Source organism: Ruegeria sp. TASC047 (genome assembly GCF_059612445.1).
In genome coordinates, this window is the sequence record NZ_JBXWQP010000029.1 from 227,064 (window position 1) to 248,200 (window position 21,137).

At 58.9% G+C, this 21,137-nt stretch carries 24 protein-coding genes; 23 read left to right on the forward strand and 1 reads right to left on the reverse strand.

Annotated elements, in window-relative coordinates:
- Positions 1 to 44 precede the first annotated feature (44 nt).
- The 3 genes from AC2FLO_RS08895 to AC2FLO_RS08905 all read left to right on the forward strand — a co-directional run bounded on the left by AC2FLO_RS08895 (position 45) and on the right by AC2FLO_RS08905 (position 3,274).
- The gene (locus tag AC2FLO_RS08895) at positions 45 to 716 is read left to right on the forward strand and encodes an HAD-IA family hydrolase (RefSeq protein WP_480583157.1); all 672 of its coding nucleotides are present in this window, start codon (positions 45 to 47) and stop codon (positions 714 to 716) included.
- Positions 717 to 755: 39 nt separating this feature from the next.
- Positions 756 to 1,946: a DegT/DnrJ/EryC1/StrS family aminotransferase gene (locus AC2FLO_RS08900; RefSeq protein ID WP_496752600.1), complete on the forward strand. Its 1,191-nt coding sequence runs from the start codon at positions 756 to 758 to the stop codon at positions 1,944 to 1,946.
- Positions 1,947 to 2,110: 164 nt separating this feature from the next.
- Complete coding sequence (locus tag AC2FLO_RS08905) at positions 2,111 to 3,274, forward strand: isovaleryl-CoA dehydrogenase (RefSeq protein ID WP_267362877.1); 1,164 nt, start codon at positions 2,111 to 2,113, stop codon at positions 3,272 to 3,274.
- A gap of 50 nt (positions 3,275 to 3,324) precedes the next feature.
- On the opposite strand, the gene AC2FLO_RS08910 is transcribed toward AC2FLO_RS08905, so the two are convergent.
- Positions 3,325 to 3,930, reverse strand: a complete 606-nt coding sequence (locus AC2FLO_RS08910; RefSeq protein ID WP_480583163.1) for an OmpW/AlkL family protein — start codon at positions 3,928 to 3,930, stop codon at positions 3,325 to 3,327.
- Between the two features lie 136 nt (positions 3,931 to 4,066).
- Here AC2FLO_RS08910 and AC2FLO_RS08915 point away from each other — a divergent pair, with 136 nt between their 5' ends.
- The 20 genes from AC2FLO_RS08915 to nuoG all read left to right on the forward strand — a co-directional run bounded on the left by AC2FLO_RS08915 (position 4,067) and on the right by nuoG (position 21,012).
- Complete coding sequence (locus AC2FLO_RS08915; protein ID WP_496752598.1) at positions 4,067 to 5,593, forward strand: AMP-binding protein; 1,527 nt, start codon at positions 4,067 to 4,069, stop codon at positions 5,591 to 5,593.
- Positions 5,590 to 6,096 carry a hypothetical protein gene (locus tag AC2FLO_RS08920; RefSeq protein WP_496752596.1) on the forward strand — a complete coding sequence of 169 codons (507 nt, stop codon included), beginning with the start codon at positions 5,590 to 5,592 and terminating at the stop codon, positions 6,094 to 6,096. Before AC2FLO_RS08915 ends, AC2FLO_RS08920 begins: the two co-directional genes overlap by 4 nt.
- A gap of 7 nt (positions 6,097 to 6,103) precedes the next feature.
- Positions 6,104 to 7,711: a carboxyl transferase domain-containing protein gene (locus tag AC2FLO_RS08925; RefSeq protein ID WP_496752594.1), complete on the forward strand. Its 1,608-nt coding sequence runs from the start codon at positions 6,104 to 6,106 to the stop codon at positions 7,709 to 7,711.
- Between the two features lies 1 nt (position 7,712).
- Positions 7,713 to 8,138: an ASCH domain-containing protein gene (locus tag AC2FLO_RS08930; protein WP_496752592.1), complete on the forward strand. Its 426-nt coding sequence runs from the start codon at positions 7,713 to 7,715 to the stop codon at positions 8,136 to 8,138.
- Between the two features lie 3 nt (positions 8,139 to 8,141).
- Positions 8,142 to 10,073, forward strand: a complete 1,932-nt coding sequence (locus tag AC2FLO_RS08935) for an acetyl/propionyl/methylcrotonyl-CoA carboxylase subunit alpha (RefSeq protein ID WP_496752590.1) — start codon at positions 8,142 to 8,144, stop codon at positions 10,071 to 10,073.
- Between the two features lie 78 nt (positions 10,074 to 10,151).
- Entirely contained in the window at positions 10,152 to 11,003 is an 852-nt protein-coding gene (locus AC2FLO_RS08940; protein WP_496752588.1) for a hydroxymethylglutaryl-CoA lyase, read from the forward strand.
- Position 11,004: 1 nt separating this feature from the next.
- Positions 11,005 to 11,787, forward strand: coding sequence for a crotonase/enoyl-CoA hydratase family protein (locus tag AC2FLO_RS08945; protein WP_480583175.1), 783 nt, complete (start codon positions 11,005 to 11,007; stop codon positions 11,785 to 11,787).
- Between the two features lie 193 nt (positions 11,788 to 11,980).
- Positions 11,981 to 12,346 (forward strand): NADH-quinone oxidoreductase subunit A, encoded by a 366-nt coding sequence (locus AC2FLO_RS08950; RefSeq protein ID WP_209504455.1) that lies wholly within the window; start codon positions 11,981 to 11,983, stop codon positions 12,344 to 12,346.
- A complete protein-coding gene (locus AC2FLO_RS08955) occupies positions 12,337 to 12,870 on the forward strand; it encodes a NuoB/complex I 20 kDa subunit family protein (protein WP_209504454.1) in 534 nt (177 codons plus the stop codon). Before AC2FLO_RS08950 ends, AC2FLO_RS08955 begins: the two co-directional genes overlap by 10 nt.
- A 12-nt stretch (positions 12,871 to 12,882) precedes the next feature.
- Positions 12,883 to 13,488: an NADH-quinone oxidoreductase subunit C gene (locus AC2FLO_RS08960; RefSeq protein ID WP_496752586.1), complete on the forward strand. Its 606-nt coding sequence runs from the start codon at positions 12,883 to 12,885 to the stop codon at positions 13,486 to 13,488.
- Positions 13,488 to 13,661 carry a hypothetical protein gene (locus AC2FLO_RS08965; RefSeq protein ID WP_010442775.1) on the forward strand — a complete coding sequence of 58 codons (174 nt, stop codon included), beginning with the start codon at positions 13,488 to 13,490 and terminating at the stop codon, positions 13,659 to 13,661. The genes AC2FLO_RS08960 and AC2FLO_RS08965 overlap by 1 nt, the downstream gene beginning before the upstream one ends.
- A 1-nt stretch (position 13,662) precedes the next feature.
- A complete protein-coding gene (locus AC2FLO_RS08970; RefSeq protein ID WP_496752584.1) occupies positions 13,663 to 13,785 on the forward strand; it encodes a hypothetical protein in 123 nt (40 codons plus the stop codon).
- Entirely contained in the window at positions 13,785 to 15,008 is a 1,224-nt protein-coding gene (locus tag AC2FLO_RS08975; RefSeq protein WP_171631140.1) for an NADH-quinone oxidoreductase subunit D, read from the forward strand. The genes AC2FLO_RS08970 and AC2FLO_RS08975 overlap by 1 nt, the downstream gene beginning before the upstream one ends.
- Entirely contained in the window at positions 15,008 to 16,108 is a 1,101-nt protein-coding gene (nuoE, locus tag AC2FLO_RS08980; RefSeq protein ID WP_496752582.1) for an NADH-quinone oxidoreductase subunit NuoE, read from the forward strand. Before AC2FLO_RS08975 ends, nuoE begins: the two co-directional genes overlap by 1 nt.
- 30 nt (positions 16,109 to 16,138) lie before the next feature.
- Complete coding sequence (locus AC2FLO_RS08985) at positions 16,139 to 16,360, forward strand: DUF5337 domain-containing protein (protein WP_496752790.1); 222 nt, start codon at positions 16,139 to 16,141, stop codon at positions 16,358 to 16,360.
- Positions 16,361 to 16,372: 12 nt separating this feature from the next.
- Positions 16,373 to 17,671 (forward strand): NADH-quinone oxidoreductase subunit NuoF, encoded by a 1,299-nt coding sequence (nuoF, locus tag AC2FLO_RS08990; protein WP_209504919.1) that lies wholly within the window; start codon positions 16,373 to 16,375, stop codon positions 17,669 to 17,671.
- 6 nt (positions 17,672 to 17,677) lie between these two features.
- On the forward strand, positions 17,678 to 18,094 hold the full coding sequence (locus AC2FLO_RS08995; protein WP_496752580.1) for an MAPEG family protein: 417 nt from the start codon (positions 17,678 to 17,680) through the stop codon (positions 18,092 to 18,094).
- A gap of 37 nt (positions 18,095 to 18,131) precedes the next feature.
- Positions 18,132 to 18,482 (forward strand): hypothetical protein, encoded by a 351-nt coding sequence (locus AC2FLO_RS09000; protein WP_267362834.1) that lies wholly within the window; start codon positions 18,132 to 18,134, stop codon positions 18,480 to 18,482.
- A 98-nt stretch (positions 18,483 to 18,580) separates the two neighbouring features.
- Positions 18,581 to 18,985, forward strand: coding sequence for a DUF5333 domain-containing protein (locus AC2FLO_RS09005; RefSeq protein WP_496752579.1), 405 nt, complete (start codon positions 18,581 to 18,583; stop codon positions 18,983 to 18,985).
- 5 nt (positions 18,986 to 18,990) lie between these two features.
- The gene (nuoG, locus tag AC2FLO_RS09010) at positions 18,991 to 21,012 is read left to right on the forward strand and encodes an NADH-quinone oxidoreductase subunit NuoG (RefSeq protein WP_496752578.1); all 2,022 of its coding nucleotides are present in this window, start codon (positions 18,991 to 18,993) and stop codon (positions 21,010 to 21,012) included.
- Positions 21,013 to 21,137 lie beyond the last annotated feature (125 nt).

Genomic DNA, 21,137 nt, shown 5'->3' on the forward strand with positions numbered 1-21,137 from the left:
ATTGAAACAGGACACGGCGAAAACCTGCCGAAACAGGAGGCAACATGCGGACCGTCATCTTCGATCTGGACGGCACATTGGCGGATACATCGGGCGATTTGCTGGCGGCGGCGAACCATTGTTTTCGCGAAATGGGGTATGGTGATGTCCTGGTTCATGGGCAGGATGCAGGCATCGCGCTGCGTGGCGGTCGCATGATGTTAACACAAGGGTTGAAACGAGTTGGAGCTTACGACGAGGACACCGTTCAGGCTTATTATCCTGTTCTGCTTGAGGCTTACGCGCAGGATATCGACACCCACACAAGTTTCTATCCGGGAGCGTTGCAGGCCGTCGAGATTCTGAGTACCGCGGGCTACGGTGTCGGCATTTGCACCAACAAGCCGGAACATCTGGCCGAATTGTTACTGACGCGCATGGGAGTACGGGATCGTTTTGCCTCGTTGGTCGGGGCGGATACGCTGCCAGTGCGCAAGCCGGACCCGGCCCCTCTGCGCGAGGCTGCTCGACGGGCCGGGGGGGATCCGGCTTGGTGCGTGCTGATCGGAGACTCGGATACCGACCGCAATACCGCCCGAGCGGCAGGGGTCCCATCGGTTTTGGTGACTTTCGGACCGTCAGGAGAGGACATGGCAGCGCTGGAGCCCGAAGCCCTGCTGCATCACTTTGACGACTTGCCCGATCTTGTGCCTGATCTGATCGGTGCGGCAGCCTGAAACCTTGACCGGACCCTGTCGGAGATCCAGAAAAAGACCATGACAGAAACATTCACTGGTAATTTCACACAGCAGGAACCCCTTCCAGACGACGCAATTGAGGCAGCGCTGGCTGTCTTGCGTCACGGGCGGCTGCATCGCTATAACGTGGTCCCCGGTGAGTTGGGGGAAACGGCCCTGCTAGAGCAGGAATTTGCGGCACAGATGGGGTCCAAGTATTGTCTGGCGGTTTCCTCTGGCGGTTATGCGCTTGCCACCGCGTTGCGGGCCGTCGGTGTGCAGCCGGGCGACCCGGTTCTGACCAACGCGTTCACTCTGGCCCCGGTGCCGGGATCAATTGCCTCGGTCGGGGCGCGGGCGATCTTTGTCGGCGTCTCAGGAAACCTGACCATCGATCTGGAGGATCTTGAGGGCAAACTGGATCAGGCCCGTGTCCTGATGCTCAGCCATATGCGCGGGCATCTGTGTGACATGGATCGTCTGATGCAGATGTGTGACGCGGCAGGCGTTATCGTGATCGAGGATTGCGCACACACGATGGGCGCGGCTTGGCGCGGTCAGTTGTCGGGACGGCAGGGCGCGGTCGGGTGTTATTCTTGCCAGACCTATAAGCACGTAAACTCGGGCGAGGGCGGTTTGCTGGTTACTGATGACGCGGAACTGGCGGCCAAGGCTACAATGCTGTCGGGGTCATACATGCTGTATGAACGCCATCTGGCGGCGCCGGGACCTGAAGTGTTCGAGCGGATAAAGTACACCACACCCAATGTGTCCGGTCGCATGGACAATTTGCGTGCCGCCATCCTGCGCCCTCAGTTGCGGGATCTGGACCGGCAGGTGGAACGGTGGAACGAGCGCTATCGCGAGATCGAGACCGGGCTGCGCGGCACTCCGGGCCTGACAATAGTCGAGCGACCCGAAGAGGAAACCTATGTCGGGTCTTCGATCCAGTTCCTGCTGCTGGATTGGTCGCCTGAGCGGATAGCCGACGTTATCAGCCGCTGCGCCGCGCGTGGGGTCGAGATCAAATGGTTTGGCGGGGCTGAGCCAACAGGGTTCACGTCGCGCTATGACAGCTGGAGATATTTCGAAAGTGAACAGATGCCGGAAAGTGACCGTGTTCTGGCAGGCATCATGGATATGCGTGTGCCGCTGACCTTTTCGCTGGAGGATTGCCGGGTTATCGCGCGCATCATCCGAGCCGAAGTGGGCGCAGTTTATCAATCCTAGCCAAACAGAGTGCGCTTTCAGCGCACGCTCGACCCTTGAAAGCGCCGCCCGGTCCGGGCGGCGTTTTGTGTTTTGGTCCAGGCTTTCACAAAGATTGACCGGAGACAGATTCGCTGTTAGAGATTTATTGAACAATTGTTCATTAATGCGGAGGGAGGACACAGATGTTCATGGCCACGATGAAGTTTGATCTGGGTGAGGATGTGAACGCCCTGCGCGAGATGGTACATCGGTGGGCGCAGGAGCGCGTCAAGCCGATGGCGGCTGAGATTGATGCCAAGAACAGCTTTCCGAATGAACTGTGGAAAGAAATGGGAGAGCTTGGTCTTTTGGGTGTCACCGTGCCAGAAGAATACGGCGGTGCGGGCATGTCCTATTTGGCGCATACAATTGCTGTCGAAGAGGTCGCGCGCGCCTCGGCCTCGGTTTCGCTGTCTTATGGGGCGCATTCCAATCTGTGTGTGAACCAGATCAAGCTGAACGGTACGGAAGAGCAGAAACAGAAATACCTGCCGCGCCTGGTCTCGGGCGAACATGTAGGCGCGCTGGCAATGTCGGAACCTTCCGCAGGTTCGGACGTGGTGTCGATGAAGCTGCGGGCGGAAAAACGCAACGACCATTACCGCCTGAACGGCAACAAGTACTGGATCACAAACGGGCCGGACGCGGATACACTGGTGGTTTATGCCAAGACGGACCCCGATGCCGGATCAAAAGGCATTACGGCATTTCTGATTGAAAAAGAGATGAAGGGTTTTTCGACCTCGCCCCATTTCGACAAGTTGGGGATGCGCGGGTCGAACACAGCTGAACTGATCTTTGAAGATGTTGAAGTGCCGTTCGAGAATGTGTTGGGAGAAGAGGGCAAGGGCGTAGCCGTGCTCATGTCAGGTCTGGACTATGAGCGCGTGGTTCTGGCCGGGATCGGCACCGGCATCATGGCCGCCTGTCTGGATGAGGTGATGCCGTATCTGGCCGAGCGCAAGCAATTCGGCAAACCGATTGGCAGCTTCCAACTGATGCAGGGCAAGATTGCCGACATGTATACCGCGATGAACTCGGCACGGGCCTATGTCTATGAGGTGGCGAAGGCCTGTGATCGTGGGGACGTCACCCGGCAGGATGCAGCGGCGTGCTGTCTTTACGCATCCGAACAGGCGATGGTTCAGGCGCATCAGGCGGTTCAGGCGCTGGGCGGGGCAGGGTTTCTGTCGGATGCACCGGTCAGCCGAATCTTCCGGGACGCCAAGCTGATGGAGATCGGCGCAGGTACCAGCGAGATTCGACGGATGCTGATCGGCCGGGAAATGATGAACGAAATGCGCTGAATGAAGACGCCCCGCAGACGAGGTTACAGCGGGGCGTTTTGATCAAAGGATCAGAAGCGATGAACGTAGGAAATACCGGCCAGCCAAGGGTCGATGTTCGCAGTGCCAATATCGGCTCCGTTCAGAGTGACGTCCGAGTCGATGTCGAACCAGCGTACATTCAGACGGATCGCACCTTTGTCGGTGATCATGTAGTCGAGACCGGCTTGCAGCGAAACGCCGAAGGAATCATCGACCTTGAGGTTGCCAAGGGCAGATTGCTCGTCAAAGAAGATGGTATAGTTCAGACCGGCGCCGACATAGGGCTTCCAGGCGCTATTGGTCGGGAAGTGATAGTTCAGCGACAAGGTGGGCGGCAGATGCTTGACGCTGCCAGCGTCCACGCTTCCGCCCAAGGTGACGTTATGTTTGAACGGGGTCGCGGCCAGCAGCTCGATCCCCAGATTGTCCTGGATGAAATACTCGGCGGTGAAGATCGGGCGCGTATCCGAGTCGATATCGGCGCTCAGACCGGCCAGTGTTCCGTTGTTGGATTTCGGGTCCAGGTACCCCACACCGATTCCGAGCGTCCAATCCCCCTGAGATTGGGCAAACGCAGGAGCAGCCAGAGCCACCAACGCGGTGGAAAGGGTCAATGCGGCGAGTTTCTTGGTCATTGTTTTGCCTTTGGTTCTGTTGATGACCTTGGTGTTGCAGCGATTGGAACTGCCCACTCTGATCTGCATCAAGTATTTGTGAAGGAGTTGGGTGCAGTTGAACCGCGAAGTGCAGGAAATATAGGGAAAATTCGCCGTGCTGACCGTTGAGCGCATACCAGGTTTGCGCCCGGATGGAGGCTGGGATCTGCCGGACAGGCTGAACATGGCGCAGCAGTGCCTGCGGCATGCGGGGGACCAGGTCGCGCTGATCGATTTGACCGGACCTGACCCGCAGCACATCAGCTTTGCGCAGCTGTCGCAAATGACAGACGGAATAACCCGCGCATTATTGCGCCATGTGCAGCCCGGTGATCGCGTCGGAGTGTTGCTGAGCCAGTCGCCATGGTGTGCGGCGGCTCATCTGGCGATCTGGAAGATCGGGGCTGTGTCGGTCCCTTTGTTCAAACTGTTCAAGCAGGACGCGCTGCGGTCGCGGGTTAGTGACGCTGGTGCCCGGATTGTACTGACCGACGCCGAAGGGGCTGATCTGTTGGGTGATCTGGCCGCGCCGTTGATTGCATCGGAGATTGGCGAAGATGGCCCCGCTGTAACATTCGCCACGACCGGCCCTGACGATCCGGCTGTGTTGATCTATACCTCGGGCACAACCGGCAGCCCAAAGGGTGCGCTGCATGGGCACCGGGTTCTGACCGGTCATTTGCCAGGGGTTTCGATTAGCCATAATCACTTGCGCGAAGGCGACTGTCTTTGGACCCCGGCGGATTGGGCGTGGATCGGCGGGTTGTTCGACGTGCTGATGCCGGGTCTTGCGCTGGGCATTCCTGTTGCCGCGGCACGGCTTGAGAAATTCACCCCCGAGGCCTGCGCTGACATCATCGCGCGTGGCGGGGTGCGGAACGTATTTTTCCCACCAACGGCGCTGCGAATGCTCAAGGCAGCAGATCAGGTGATCCCCGGTCTGCGCTCGGTCGCGTCCGGGGGTGAACCGCTGGGTGCCGAAATGCTGGCATGGGGCCAAGGTGCGTTCGGCCTTACGATCAACGAGTTTTACGGCCAGACTGAATGCAACATGGTCGTATCATCCTGCGCCGAAGATTTCCCTGTGCGCCCCGGCTGTATCGGCCAACCGGTGCCGGGGCATGAGGTTGCGGTGATTGATGAGGACGGAAACCCGACCGGGGACGAGGGCGACGTCGCCATCCGGCGCGGCTCGGCCTCGATGCTGCTGGAATACTGGAACCGCCCCGAAGCGACCGCAGACAAGTTTCGCGGCGAATGGCTGATCACCGGTGATCGCGGCGTGTGGGAGGGCGACTATCTGCGATTTGTCGGTCGGGACGATGACGTGATCACGTCCGCTGGGTATCGCATCGGCCCCGCCGAGATCGAGGATTGCCTGCTGACCCACCCCGCAGTGGCGACTGTGGGTGTGGTCGGAAAACCTGACCCGCTGCGCACCGAGATCGTGAAGGCCTATGTGGTGTTGAAGCCGGGGGCTGAGGCTTCGGGGCAGGAATTGCAGGATTGGGTCAAGGACCGTCTGGCGCAGTATTCTTATCCGCGCGAGGTGGCGTTCCTGGAGGAATTGCCAATGACGGTCACGGGGAAGGTAATCCGCAAGGAATTAAAAGCGCTGGCGGCGCGGGAGGTGAGTCTGTGAAAGCAATTGTGAAGATACTCGTCTTGGCAATGTTGGGCTTCGCCCAGACGTCTAACGTACTGGCTGCCAAAGAGGACAAACTCAGCGTCGGTACCCTTCTGCAATTCTGTTCAGACAGTACTCCAAATACTGAATTGGCGATTATCATGGATGGGGAATGCGTTAACCACGTTCGCAATATGTGCGAATATGCATATGATTTAGAAAAGAACGAATACTGTCTTGGTGAGGTCACTGCGTGGATGCGGCTTGACGCAGAGATCCGCTGGCAGCGGCTTCCTGACGAGCAAAAGTTAGGTTTCGAAAACCCGCCTACAGCAAAAGAAATGTCCGAAAGCGAAATTGCTCTTGGGCCCAGTTTGCCGCTGCCTGATTGCAGGGAAATTGACGTCGGGGATATTTCGGAAGAGGCAGTATGCTCTTACGCCGATGCACTGGCAGGTTGGCGCGCGTCCCGAATAATTGAACGAGTCTGGGCACTCGATACTGACAACTTAGAATAGAGGCTCCATGAAACTCACATCCAAAGCCATGCCCGGCTCCGAGGGCTTCAAGGCAAACCGCGCCGCGCATCTCGATGCGCTGGCGCAAATCTCTGCTGCTGCCGAAGCAGCCCGCATGGGCGGGGGCGAGAAATCCCGCGCGCGGCATGAATCCCGAGGCAAGATGTTGCCGCGCAGGCGGGTGGCGAACCTGCTTGATCCGGGGTCGCCGTTCCTTGAAATCGGGGCGACAGCGGCACATGGGATGTATGGCGATGCAGCACCTTGTGCCGGGGTGATTGCGGGGATTGGCCGGGTGCAGGGGCGCGAAGTCATGGTGGTGTGTAACGATGCCACCGTGAAGGGCGGCACCTATTATCCGATGACCGTCAAGAAGCACCTGCGCGCGCAGGAGATTGCCGAGGAAAACCATCTGCCGTGCATCTATCTGGTCGACAGTGGCGGCGCGAACCTGCCCAATCAGGATGAGGTGTTCCCAGACCGCGACCACTTTGGGCGTATCTTCTACAATCAGGCGCGGATGAGCGCGAAGGGTATCCCTCAGATTGCCGTGGTGATGGGATCATGCACGGCGGGTGGGGCCTATGTTCCTGCAATGTCCGATGTGACGATCATCGTAAAGGAACAGGGCACGATCTTTCTGGCAGGGCCACCATTGGTCAAAGCTGCGACGGGTGAGGTTGTCAGCGCCGAGGATCTGGGTGGCGGCGATGTGCATACGCGCCTGTCGGGTGTGGCGGATTATCTGGCTGAAGATGACGCACATGCGCTGGCATTGGCGCGGCGGGCTGTCGGGTCATTGGGGGGGGCCGGGCTGAAGCCCGGCCTACGGTTCGAAGCACCCGAGGAGCCAGCTTATGATCCGGAGGAAATTCTGGGAGTCGTTCCCGCCGACCTGCGCACGCCCTATGACATCCGTGAAGTGATTGCACGGCTGGTCGATGGCTCTCGGTTTGATGAGTTCAAACCCCGGTTTGGCGAGACACTGGTGACCGGTTTTGCCCATGTCAAAGGCTGCCCGGTCGGGATCATTGCCAACAATGGCGTGCTGTTCTCGGAGGCCGCGCAAAAGGGCGCGCATTTCGTGGAGCTGTGTTCGCAGCGCAAAACCCCGCTGGTGTTTTTGCAGAACATCACCGGCTTCATGGTTGGTCGCAAATACGAAAACGAAGGCATCGCGCGGCATGGGGCCAAGATGGTGACCGCCGTGGCCACCACCAACGTGCCCAAGATCACCATGCTGGTTGGCGGCTCGTTCGGGGCCGGAAACTATGGAATGGCCGGTCGGGCCTATCAGCCGCGGTTCCTGTGGACATGGCCGAATTCGCGGATTTCGGTGATGGGGGGCGAGCAGGCAGCCGGTGTTCTGGCCACCGTCAGGCGCGATGGGATCGAACGACAGGGCGGCACCTGGTCGGCCGAGGAAGAGGCCGAATTCAAACGTCCGACGTTGGATATGTTCGAAGAGCAATCACACCCGCTTTATGCCTCGGCCCGTCTCTGGGATGACGGCATCATCGACCCGCGCAAAAGTCGCGATGTGCTCGCCTTGTCTCTGAGCGCCGCACTGAACGCCCCGATAGAGGAGACACGTTTCGGCGTGTTCAGGATGTAAGATGAACGTATCATTGAATGACGTCATGGCACGCTATCCGGGTGCCCAGACTTTCAAGCTTGGTGACAATGCCCGGCTGAGTGCTGAGCTGCTGGCATTGGTACGATCAGGGCGGAAAACGGCAACCTGCGGTGCGTTGCGCGACTATCCCGAAGGCAGCCCTGACACTCCTGTGGTCGGGCGGAGAGATATTGCGCTGGAATGGGATGATCGTGCGGCCTTGGTGATCGAAACGGTCGAGGTCTCGACCTGCCGATACTGCGACGTAACCGAGGATTTCGCGTTGGCAGAGGGCGAAAATGAAACGCTTGAGGGATGGAGAGAGGGTCATCGCCAGTATTTCGAACGCAATGGCGGCTTTGATCCCGAGATGGAGCTGCTATGCGAACGATTTCGCCTTGTCGAAGATCTGGCGGTTGAGGGGTAAGCTATGTTCAACAAAATCCTGATTGCCAACCGGGGCGAGATTGCTTGCCGGGTTATGGAAACCGCTCAGAGGATGGGCGTATCTTGCGTTGCTGTTTATTCTGATGCGGACGCGGCGGCCAAGCATGTGCAGATGGCGGATGAGGCCATTCATATCGGCGGCCCCGCCCCGGCGGAAAGCTATCTGAAGGGTGATGTGATTATTCAGGCTGCGCTGGATACGGGCGCGCAGGCGATCCATCCCGGTTATGGCTTCCTGTCAGAGAACCCCGATTTCGTTGACGCGGTCGAAGCTGCTGGTTTGACCTTTATCGGCCCATCAGCGGATGCGATCCGCAAAATGGGCCTCAAGGACGCGGCCAAGGTGTTGATGGAGCACGCGGGCGTGCCCGTGGTGCCGGGCTATCACGGCGACAATCAGGACCCCGAGCATCTGGCGGGGGCGGCTGACACCATCGGCTATCCGGTTCTGATCAAGGCCGTTGCAGGCGGTGGCGGCAAAGGTATGCGTCTGGTCGAACGCCCCGAGGATTTTCGTTCCGCATTGGACAGCGCACGGGGCGAAGCCAGAACCGCTTTTGGCAATGACGCTGTGCTGGTCGAGAAATTCGTGGCCAAACCTCGCCATATCGAAGTGCAGGTGTTTGGCGATGGTAAACATGCCGTGCATCTGTTCGAACGCGACTGCTCGTTGCAACGCCGCCATCAGAAGGTGATCGAAGAGGCTCCGGCGCCGGGTATGACGGCTGAGATGCGTGAGGCGATGGGGCAGGCGGGCGTGCGCGCCGCCGAGGCGATAGGTTATAAGGGTGCAGGCACGGTTGAATTCATCGTCGATGCCTCGGACGGGCTGCGCCCCGACAGATTCTGGTTCATGGAGATGAACACGCGTCTACAGGTGGAGCATCCGGTGACAGAAGCCATCACCGGCGTCGATCTGGTGGAATGGCAGTTGCGCGTTGCAGCAGGAGAGAGCCTTCCCAGGCAACAGGATGATCTGTCGATCTCGGGCCACGCCTTTGAAGCCCGGCTTTATGCCGAGGACGTGCCGAAAGGATTCTTACCGGCGACAGGTACACTGACCCATCTGGTTTTCCCGGCCAACTGCCGTGCGGATAGTGGCGTTCGCGCAGGCGACACGATCAGCCCGTGGTATGACCCGATGATTGCCAAAGTGGTGGTGCACGGTCCGACCCGCGCCGTCGCGCTTGAGACGTTGAACCGAGTGCTGCGGGAGACCGAAGTGGCGGGCACCGTTACGAATCTCGCCTTTCTGGGCGCGCTGACCCGCCATAACGGATTTGCCTCGGGCGATGTAGATACGGGCCTGATCGGGCGCGATCTTGACGGGTTGGTGCAGGAATCGCCGACTTCGGCCACAACCGCTGTTGCGGCTGCGATGACCGCACTGAATCTGGTGGATGTCGCGCCTGACACCGGGTTTTCGCTCTGGGCTCCGTTGCATCGGGCGGTGCAATTGTCCGATCAGGGAGAGGTTCTTGATCTGTACGTGCAAGTCGACGGGTCGGATCGCCAGCTTTGGCAGTTGGGCGAACACCGTGTCGTGGCCGAGCGGATCTCGGGGCGGTGGGCGCTGAGCGGCGCACCGATGCCCCGGGTGGCTGTCAGCGGAACTACTTTGACCGTATTTACTGACTACGGTCGCAGTTTCGACGTTATCGATCCGCTTGACCGGGATGCCAGCGCGACGGGTGACACCAACGTGATCGAGGCGCCGATGCCGGGTCTGGTCAAGGCAGTCTTTGCCACCGCGGGGCAAACCGTTCAAGAAGGCGACCGTTTGGCTATTCTCGAAGCGATGAAAATGGAGCATTCGTTGCTGGCCGCGCGAGATGGTGTGGTGGCCGAGGTGCTGGTCAAAGATGGCGCGCAGGTCGAGGCTGGGGCGGCTTTGGTGCGTTTGGAAGAAGAGTGATCTGTACCCGCGCGGTTTGACGTGGCACGGTCGCGCGATCCGTATTTGGAATGAGAACAAGCCATAAGGGGTTCTGACATGGGTGATCTGGTCGAAATCTACGAAGTTGGACCGCGCGACGGGCTACAAAACGAAACACGTGAGATACCGGTTGCCGACAAGGTGGCGCTGATCAATTGCCTCAGCCGCGCCGGGTTCCGTCGGATCGAAGTTGCAAGCTTTGTCTCTCCCAAATGGGTTCCTCAAATGGCGGGGTCGGCGCAGGTTCTGGCCGGTATTACCCGCGCGGACGGAGTGCGTTACGCGGCGTTGACGCCGAATATGCACGGATACGAGGATGCGCTGGCCGCCAAAGCGGATGAGATTGCCATTTTTGCGTCTGCTTCCGAGGGGTTTTCCAAGGCAAACATCAATGCCTCGATCGCCGAGTCAATCGAACGGTTCACGCCGATTCTCGAAGCGGCGCGCCATATCGACCTTCCGGTTCGCGGCTATGTCTCTTGCGTGACGGATTGCCCTTATGACGGCCCGACCCCGCCCGAGAAAGTGGCCGAAGTTGCCGACCGGCTGTTTGCGTTGGGCTGTTACGAGGTGTCATTGGGGGACACGATCGGGCAAGGCACGCCAGACAAGATCGCTCATATGCTTCTGGCGGTGCGGGAAAGGGTTCCTGTGACGCGGCTTGCCGGGCATTTTCATGACACCAATGGGCGTGCAATCGACAATATCGATGCGGCACTTTCGCTGGGGGTGCGCGTGTTCGATGCGGCCGTGGGTGGGCTTGGCGGTTGCCCGTATGCTCCGGGGGCCGCGGGCAATGTCGCGACTGAAACCGTTGCAGCGCATTTGCACCGGTTGGGCTACCAAACCGGTCTGGATATCGATGTGGTCGAAGAGGCCGCGAAGATGGCCAAGGCGTTGAGAGGCTAACATGTTCGAAACAATCTCGATTTCAGCAGACGAACGCGGTGTTGCCACGTTAACTCTGGACCGGGCGGAAAAGCACAACGCGCTGTCGGGTCAAATGATTACCGAGCTGACACAGGCCGCGTCGCAACTGGGTCAGGATGGCTCTGTCAGGGTGGTCGTTCTGGCCGCTGCGGGAAAGACGTTTTGCGCCGGTGGTGATCTGGGGTGGATGCAGGACCAGATGGCGGCCGACAAGGCGACGCGATTTGTCGAAGCGCGCAAGCTGGCCGAGATGTTGCAGGCGTTGAACACAATGCCCAAACCCCTGATCGGGGCGCTGCAAGGCAACGCCTTTGGCGGAGGCGTTGGGATGGCCGCCGTGTGCGATGTCGCCATCGGTGTAGATAGTCTGAAGATGGGATTGACCGAGACCCGGCTGGGGCTGATTCCGGCGACAATCGGCCCTTATGTTATCGCTCGTATGGGTGAGGCGCGGGCACGGCGTGTGTTCATGTCGGCCCGGTTGTTCGATGCGCCCGAAGCGGTTGATCTGGGATTGCTGGCAAAGGCTGTGCCCTCCGAGCAGCTTGCGGCCGCGATAGAAGATGAAGTCCTGCCCTATCTTTCTTGCGCGCCGGGGGCGGTTGCATCTGCCAAGGCACTGGTTCGAACTCTGGGACCTCGTATTGATGATGCCACAATCGACCAGACCATCAACGAACTGGTCGAACGCTGGGAAACGGAAGAGGCGCGTGAAGGGATCGCGGCGTTCTTCGAAAAACGTAAACCTGCATGGAATAAGTAAGTTTACCGAGTTTCCGCAAGCCAATGCAAAACGCGCGAAATGCGATTCTATGCCACGCTGTCAAGCGTATGTTTGATGGTGAACGGGGCTGTGTTCGGTTGACCCTCTGACCCGGCGGGGATAGAGAATGTCCAGTCAACACGCCAATTGACGGCGCACCCGACAAGATGCGTGCGCAAGAAAGGAGCTATTCGTGGAAGACCTGCTGCGGGAGTACCTCCCGATTCTGGTGTTTCTGGCCGTTGCCGTAGGCCTTGGAATCGTCCTGATTCTTGCCGCCGTTGTACTGGCTGTCCGCAATCCCGACCCCGAAAAGGTCAGCGCATATGAATGTGGCTTCAACGCCTTCGACGATGCGCGAATGAAATTTGACGTCCGATTCTATCTGGTCTCGATTCTCTTCATCATCTTCGATCTTGAGATCGCATTCCTGTTTCCCTGGGCCGTCGGGTTCCGCGATATCAGCGATGTCGGCTTCTGGTCGATGATGGTGTTTCTGGCCGTGCTGACCATCGGCTTTGCCTATGAGTGGAAGAAAGGGGCCTTGGAATGGGAGTGATGACCGGTGCAAACACCGCTGGCGTCGACAAGGAAGTCGCCACCCAGGCCCTGAATGCCGAGTTGCAGGACAAAGGTTTTCTGCTGACCTCGAGCGAGGATATCATCAACTGGGCCCGTACCGGTTCGCTGCACTGGATGACCTTTGGTCTGGCCTGCTGCGCGGTTGAAATGATGCACACCTCGATGCCGCGCTATGATGCGGAACGTTTCGGCATCGCCCCGCGCGCTTCTCCGCGCCAATCTGACGTGATGATCGTGGCTGGCACGCTGACCAACAAGATGGCCCCTGCGTTGCGTAAGGTTTACGACCAAATGCCCGAGCCGCGCTATGTGATCTCGATGGGATCCTGCGCGAATGGCGGCGGCTATTATCACTATTCTTATTCCGTTGTGCGCGGCTGCGACCGAGTTGTTCCCGTGGATATCTATGTGCCCGGCTGCCCTCCGACCGCCGAGGCGCTGCTTTACGGTCTGCTACAGCTACAACGCAAAATCCGCCGCACCGGCACAATTGTACGCTGAGGGGAAGGGTAGATGAGCGAAGCACTCAAAGAACTCGGCACCCAGCTTGAACTGAAACGAGCCGATTGTGTTCTGTCCTGGGATGTGACCCATGGTGAGCTGAACGTCGATGTGGCGCCGTCGAACCTCGTGGAATTCGTAGAATTTCTGCGGTCGGACCAAAACTGCAAGTTCTCGACAATGGTGGATATCACCGGCGTCGATTACCCCGAACGCGCCAAGCGGTTCGACGTGGTGTACCACTTCCTTTCGATGTACCAGAACCAGCGCATCCGTCTGCGGGTTTCGATCCGCGAAGATGACATGGTGCCTTCGATAGTCGATATCCACCCCTCGGCCAACTGGTTCGAGCGTGAGGTGTTCGACATGTTCGGCATCCTGTTCTCGGGCCATCCAGACCTGCGGCGCATCCTGACGGATTATGGCTTCCGTGGCCATCCGCTGCGCAAGGATTTCCCGACCACGGGCTACACCGAGGTGCGTTATGACGAGGCGCAGAAACGCGTCGTCTACGAGCCGGTCAGTCTGGTGCAGGAGTACCGTCAGTTTGATTTCATGTCCCCATGGGAAGGTGCGAACTACATTCTGCCGGGGGATGAGAAACAGGAGACCGAATAATGGGTGGCATCTGGTGGCTGATCCTGTCTGCGCTGACCATCATTCCGATGGTGAAGATTTTGCCGTTCTTCGGGATCAACAAATACTGGTGCCTGCTGTGTCTGGTTCCCTTTGGCACGATCGCATTGCTGTGGTGGGTCGGGCTGAAACTGCAAGAGTTGGAGCGTCGCTGAGATGATAGGTGAGTTGGTCATTCTGGGCGCGTTTGGGGTTCTACTGGCCGGAGCTGCGGTCAAGGCGACCGAGGCGGAAAAGGTCCGGGTTCGGGCCGAAGCAAAGAAGAAACGAGGGCGTTGATGGACGGCTCAAGATATGATGACGGCAGCACGGACGCGCTGAGCGGCGAGCAGAAGATCCGCAACTTCAACATCAACTTCGGCCCGCAACACCCCGCGGCGCACGGAGTTTTGCGTCTGGTGCTCGAGTTGGACGGCGAGATTGTCGAACGTTGCGACCCGCATATCGGCCTGCTGCATCGTGGCACCGAAAAGCTGATGGAAAGCCGGACGTATCTGCAAAACCTGCCGTATTTCGACCGTCTGGACTATGTGGCACCGATGAACCAGGAACATGCCTGGTGTCTGGCCATCGAAAAGCTGACCGGGGTCGAGGTGCCGCGCCGGGGCTCGCTGATCCGGGTGCTGTATTCCGAGATCGGACGCATCCTGAATCACCTGTTGAACGTGACCACGCAGGCGATGGATGTGGGCGCTCTGACCCCGCCGCTGTGGGGTTTTGAAGAACGCGAAAAGCTGATGGTGTTTTATGAGCGAGCCTGTGGCGCCCGCCTGCACGCCGCTTATTTCCGCCCCGGTGGTGTCCATCAGGACCTGCCGCCCGAACTGCTGGACGATATCGAGGCCTGGAGTCACGAATTCCCAAGCGTCCTTGATGACATTGACGGGCTGCTGACCGAAAACCGCATCTTCAAGCAGCGCAACGCCGATATCGGCGTGGTGACCGAGGATGACATCCAGAAATACGGCTTCTCGGGCGTGATGGTGCGTGGATCGGGTCTGGCCTGGGACCTGCGTCGCGCGCAGCCCTACGAGTGCTATGATGAGTTTGAATTCCAGATTCCCGTCGGCAAGAACGGCGATTGCTATGACCGCTATCTTGTCCGCATGGAGGAAATGCGCCAGTCGCTGCTGATCATCCGTCAGGCCATCGCCAAAATCCGCGAGTGCCCCGGTGACGTTCTGGCTCGCGGCAAGATCACTCCACCGAAACGCTCGGACATGAAGACCTCGATGGAGAGCCTGATCCATCACTTCAAGCTGTATACCGAAGGCTTCCACGTGCCTGCTGGTGAGGTCTATGCTGCCGTCGAAGCCCCCAAGGGCGAGTTCGGCGTTTATCTGGTCGCCGACGGCACCAACAAACCCTACCGCGCCAAACTGCGCGCACCGGGCTTCCTGCACCTGCAAGCCATGGACCACGTTGCCAAAGGCCACCAACTGGCCGACGTCGCCGCCATCATCGGCACCATGGACGTCGTATTTGGAGAGATTGACCGCTAATGCTCCGCCGTCTTCATCCCGAACAACCCGAAAGCTTTGCCTTCACCGCTGCCAACCAGCAATGGGCCGAAGCGCAGATCACCAAATACCCCGAAGGCCGTCAGGCCAGCGCGGTCATTCCGCTTCTGTGGCGCGCACAGGAACAAGAGGGATGGCTGAGCCGTCCGGCGATTGAATCCGTCGCCGACATGCTGGGTATGGCCTATATCCGTGTGCTTGAGGTTGCTTCGTTTTACTTCATGTTCCAACTGCAACCCGTTGGGTCGGCTGCGCATATTCAGGTTTGTGGTACGACCTCCTGCATGATCTGCGGAGCAGAGGACCTGATTGCGGTCTGTAAGGAAAAGATCTCGGCGAAACCGCACGAACTGTCGGCTGATGGCAAGCTCAGTTGGGAAGAGGTCGAATGCCTTGGCTCCTGCACCAATGCGCCGATGGCGCAGATCGGCAAGGATTACTACGAAGACCTGACCGCCGAGAGCTTTGGCAAGATCCTCGATGATCTGGTGGCGGGGAAAGTTCCGACGCCGGGCCCACAAAACGGACGTTATGCGGCTGAACCGCTCAAAGGGCTGACCAGTCTGACCGATCATGAGGCTGGAAAGGCCCGGTATAACGCTAGCGTCGAACTGGCCACCGATATTGGCGATACGGTCAAACGCATCGACGGGACCGAGGTTCCGATCCTGACCCCTTGGTTGGGCAAGGATGGCAAAACGGCTGCGACCAAAGCTGCACCGAAGCCGCCCAAAGCGCCAGCCCCGGCGAAACCTGCTGCGAAACAGGCCGCTGAAGCGAAGGCAGCGAAAGAGGACCAGCCCGAAACACTGACAGGCGCGCGCGCCGGCAAGGCAGATAACCTGAAACTGTTGAAAGGCGTAGGTCCCAAGCTGGAGCAGACTCTGAACGAGCTGGGCTTCTTCCACTATGATCAGATCGCTGCCTGGACACCGGAACAGGTCGCCTGGGTCGATGCACGGTTGAAGTTCAAGGGCCGGATCGAGCGCGATGGCTGGATTGAACAAGCAGCCAAGCTTGCGGCGGGTGAGGAAACCGAATTTGCCAAACGTGCCAAGGAAGATGGCACCTACAAAGACTAAACGGGTGCCCCATCGGGGCATCGGGGGATGATGGACAAGGACAAGGATCAGGCTATAGCCCGAAAGGGCCGACATATCGGCATCGTCATTGCGGTGGCGATGGTGATCTGGCTTGCCATGAACCTGTTCATTGGCCCCGCGCTGGGTTTGACAGCCCGGCACGCGCTGCTGTTTGATTTTGCTGCTCTGGCGGCATTCATTTATGCGGGTGTGAACATTTTTCAACTCTGGCGCATGCGTCAGGACAGCTGAAGGTAACGAATGATGCTGAAGGATCAGGACCGGATCTTTACCAACATCTACGGGATGCACGAACGCACGCTGAAAGGCGCGCAAGCCCGCGGGCATTGGGACGGCACAGCTGGCCTGATTGAAAAGGGCCGGGACTGGATCATTCAGACAATGAAGGATTCCGGGCTGCGCGGACGCGGCGGTGCGGGCTTCCCAACTGGCCTGAAATGGTCGTTCATGCCAAAGGAAAGCGACGGTCGCCCTTCCTATCTGGTTGTGAATGCCGATGAGTCCGAGCCCGGCACCTGCAAGGACCGTGAGATCATGCGCCATGATCCCCACACGTTGATTGAAGGGTGTCTGATCGCCTCTTTCGCGATGAACGCACATACCTGCTATATTTACCTGCGCGGCGAATACATCCGCGAGCGTGAGGCATTGCAGGCTGCGATTGATGAGGCCTATGACGCGGGGCTTCTTGGCAAAAATGCCGCTGGTTCGGGCTGGGATTTCGATCTTTTCCTTCATCACGGGGCAGGGGCCTATATTTGTGGCGAGGAAACCGCCCTGATTGAAAGCCTTGAGGGCAAGAAGGGCATGCCGCGGATGAAACCTCCGTTCCCGGCGGGTGCGGGGCTGTATGGCTGTCCGACCACGGTAAACAACGTGGAATCCATCGCGGTGGTGCCGACCATTCTGCGTCGGGGTGCGGATTGGTTCGCTGGATTTGGTCGCCAGAACAACGCCGGTACCAAGCTGTTTGCGATCTCGGGCCACGTGAACAACCCATGTGTCGTCGAAGAGGCGATGTCGATCCCGTTCGAACAGCTGATCGAAACCCATTGCGGCGGCATTCGCGGCGGGTGGGATAATCTGCTGGCGGTTATCCCCGGTGGGTCCTCGGTTCCCTGCGTGCGTGGTGAAAACATGCGCGACGCGATCATGGATTTCGATTACCTGCGCAATGATCTGGGGTCGGGTCTGGGTACGGCAGCGGTGATTGTGATGGACAAATCCACCGACATCATCAAGGCGATCTGGCGACTGTCGAAGTTTTACAAGCATGAAAGCTGTGGTCAGTGTACGCCGTGTCGCGAAGGCACCGGCTGGATGATGCGTGTGATGGATCGTCTGGTGCGCGGCGAGGCTGAACTGGAAGAGATCGACATGTTGTTCGACGTGACCAAACAGGTCGAAGGACACACGATCTGCGCTTTGGGCGATGCGGCCGCCTGGCCGATCCAGGGCCTGATCCGCAATTTCCGGGAAGAGATCGAAGACCGCATCAAGGCTCAGAAATCGGGCCGTATGGGTGCGATGGCAGCGGAGTGAACGAAGATGGAAGTGTTTGCTGTATATAGCCACGCGATTGCGTCGGTTGTGCTATTCACGCTGGTTGTATTGTTTCTGGCGCCGTTTTCTGCACTGGCCAAACAAGCCAAAGGGCTAGAACCCGGTGCGACGCCCGAGCAGGACTATGCCGACAAGGCGTATCGTCTGAACCGGGCCTATCTGAATGGAACGGAAACACTTCCTGCGTTTGTGACTGTCATAACAGCGGCGATTTTGCTGGGCGTCAGCCCGTTCTGGGTAAACCTGCTGGCCTCAGTGGCGTTGGTTGCGCGCTTGGCGATGCTGGTTGTGCACCTGAAAGGGATTGGCAAGCCAAGCAGCGGTCCGCGGACAATTCTGTATGTGATCGGCTGGGCGTGCATGGTCGTGATCGGGCTTATGGCATTGGTGGCGGCGTTTTGATGGCGACGCAGCGGAACAGAAAACAAAGAGGGAAAGTATGAAGGCCCCCAAAGCCCTTATTGTTGTGTTGGCGCTGGCTGGTGTTTCTGCATGCGGTCTGGTGAAGCCGTCGGCAGACCGGCTTTTGTTCGACGGCAAGTCGTTCAGGGCCAAGGCGAAGGTGGTCAACAAGAAAACCTCGCCCGCGGACTTTACGGTTGTCGTCAAAGGCGTCTCTGCTTCACTCGATGGTGCGCGCGAGGCCGGACGTCATGAAGGTACCAAATTCTGCATCCAGAACTTCGGATCGTCTCGGATTGCTTGGAAGGTGGGTCCGGATACTGACCCGCAGAACCTCAGCGTCAGCAATGATCAACTGACATTTGCAGGAACCTGCCAGCGGCCATGACCGGTGTTTTTCCATATCTTCGGTGGGCGGGCAGGGTGTTATTGCCTAGCAGCGGCAAAGCGCTTCGTCTTGGACAGTCCAAGACGAAAGGAAAACCCATGTCTGTTGTAAAACTAGTTGCCCTCGCATCGCTGATGGCCTTGCCGACGGTGACAGAAGCAAAGCCGCCCTTGAGGGATGTCAAAGAGATCGACAACGAACTCTACTACATCGCCATTGCAAATGAGATTTCCGAGTTCTGCCCGTCGATCAGCGGGCGGCGATTGAAAGCGATCAGTGTGATGTGGGGACTGCGGTCCAAAGCGAATAATCTGGGGTACTCGGACACGGAAATCCGCGCCTATGTCGAGTCGGATGCTGAAAAGGATCGGATGCGGGCCGAGGGCGAGGCTTATCTGGCGAAAAACGGCGTGTCCTACGACAACCCCAAAACATTCTGCTCTCTGGGGCAGAAAGAAATCCAAAGAAACAGCGCCATTGGCGTTTATTTGAGAGCGAATTGAGAGCCATGTCTGACCTCCGCAAGATCAATATCGACGGGCAGGAAATCGAAGTCGATGGTGCGATGACCCTGATACAGGCTTGTGAACAAGCTGGGGTCGAGGTACCGCGTTTCTGCTATCACGAGCGCCTGTCGATTGCGGGAAACTGCCGGATGTGTCTGGTTGAGGTAGTGGGCGGACCGCCGAAACCGGCTGCCTCCTGCGCGATGCAGGTGCGCGATCTGCGCCCGGGGCCGGAAGGGCAGCCGCCGGTAGTCAAGACGAACTCTCCCATGGTCAAGAAGGCCCGCGAGGGTGTGATGGAGTTCCTGCTGATCAACCATCCACTGGATTGCCCGATCTGCGATCAGGGCGGAGAGTGCGATCTTCAGGACCAGGCGATGGCTTATGGCCTGTCCGGTTCGCGGTTCAAGGAAGCCAAACGCGCGGTTGATGATCTGGATCTGGGACCGCTTGTGGGCACCGCAATGACCCGCTGCATCAGTTGCACCCGCTGCGTGCGCTTCACCACCGAAGTCGCCGGGATCACTCAGATGGGTCAGACAGGGCGCGGTGAGGATGCCGAGATTACCTCGTATCTGAACCAGACGCTGGATTCGAACCTGCAGGGCAACATTATCGACCTGTGCCCGGTTGGGGCACTGACCTCGAAACCTTATGCGTTTACCGCCCGCCCGTGGGAATTGACCAAAATCGAAAGCATCGACGTCATGGACGCGCTGGGATCGAACATTCGTGTCGATACCAAAGGGCGCGAGGTGATGCGCTTCCTTCCTCGCAATCATGACGGAGTGAACGAGGAGTGGATCAGTGACAAAACCCGCTTTGTCTGGGACGGGTTGCGGCGTCAGCGTCTGGACAAGCCTTACATCCGTGAAAACGGCAAGCTGCGCCCGGCCTCATGGTCCGAAGCACTGACCAAGGCCGCAGAGGCGCTGAAAAGCGCTGAGAAGCCAGCCGGTATCGTCGGTGATCTGGCGCCGGTCGAGGCCGCGTTCGCTTTGAAGCAGATGATCGAAGGGCAGGGCGGTGTTGTCGAATGCCGCACCGATGGAGCCAAGCTTCCGGCCGGGAACCGTGGCGCATATGCCGGGACCGCCGCGATTGAAGACATCGATACGGCCGAGCGTATTCTTCTGATTGGCACCAACCCGCGCGATGAAGCACCGGTTTTGAACGCGCGTATCCGCAAGGCGTGGGCGCATGGGGCCGAAGTCGCTTTGGTAGGTGCAGCGGTCGATCTGACTTATGCGTACCATCATGTGGGCGATGACCGCGCGGCGATGCAAAAGGTTGTCGACATGGGGGGCGACGATGAAATCAGGGGCAAACGCTCGCTGGTCATCATCGGGCAGGGAGCGCTGCAGGAGGCGGATGGAGCCGCTGTTCTGGCTGCCGCGCAAACAATTGCCGCAAATACGGAAAGCGGTCTGATCACTCTGCACACTGCGGCGTCGCGCGTGGGCGCGATGGATGTGGACGCCACCAACGCAGGCGGCATGGAAGCGATCAATGCTGCGGATGTGATCTATAACCTTGGTGCAGATGAGGTCGAAATCGGCGAAGGCGCGTTTGTGATCTACCAGGGCAGCCACGGAGATCGGGGCGCACACCGCGCAGATGTGATCCTGCCGGGCGCGGCCTATACTGAGGAAAACGGTCTGTTCGTGAATACGGAAGGCCGCCCGCAACTGGCGATGCGCGCCGGGTTTGCGCCGGGTGAGGCCAAGGAAAACTGGGCCATCCTTCGTGCGCTGTCGGCTGAGCTAGGGGCGACGCTCCCCTATGACTCACTGGCGCAGTTGCGCACAGCCTTGATCGAGGCGGTCCCCCATCTGGCCCGCATCGACGAGGTGATCGAGAATGAGGTTCAAGCGCTTGAGGCCGGATCTTTAGGCCAGGCGACCTTCCGCAACGCGATCAAGGATTTCTATCTGACCAACCCGATCGCACGGGCCTCGCAACTGATGGCCGAGCTGTCGGCGCAGGCGCAGGTCCGCAAAGCCGAGAAGATTGCGGCCGAATGAACCATAGCAGTTTCATATCCCAAGCCAGCGCTGTGGTTGGGTCGCACCTGACTGCGCCGGAAATGTGCGGGAAACGAAAGAAAAAGGGTGGCGCAATGGCGGCAGATGCTGTTTACACCAACGCG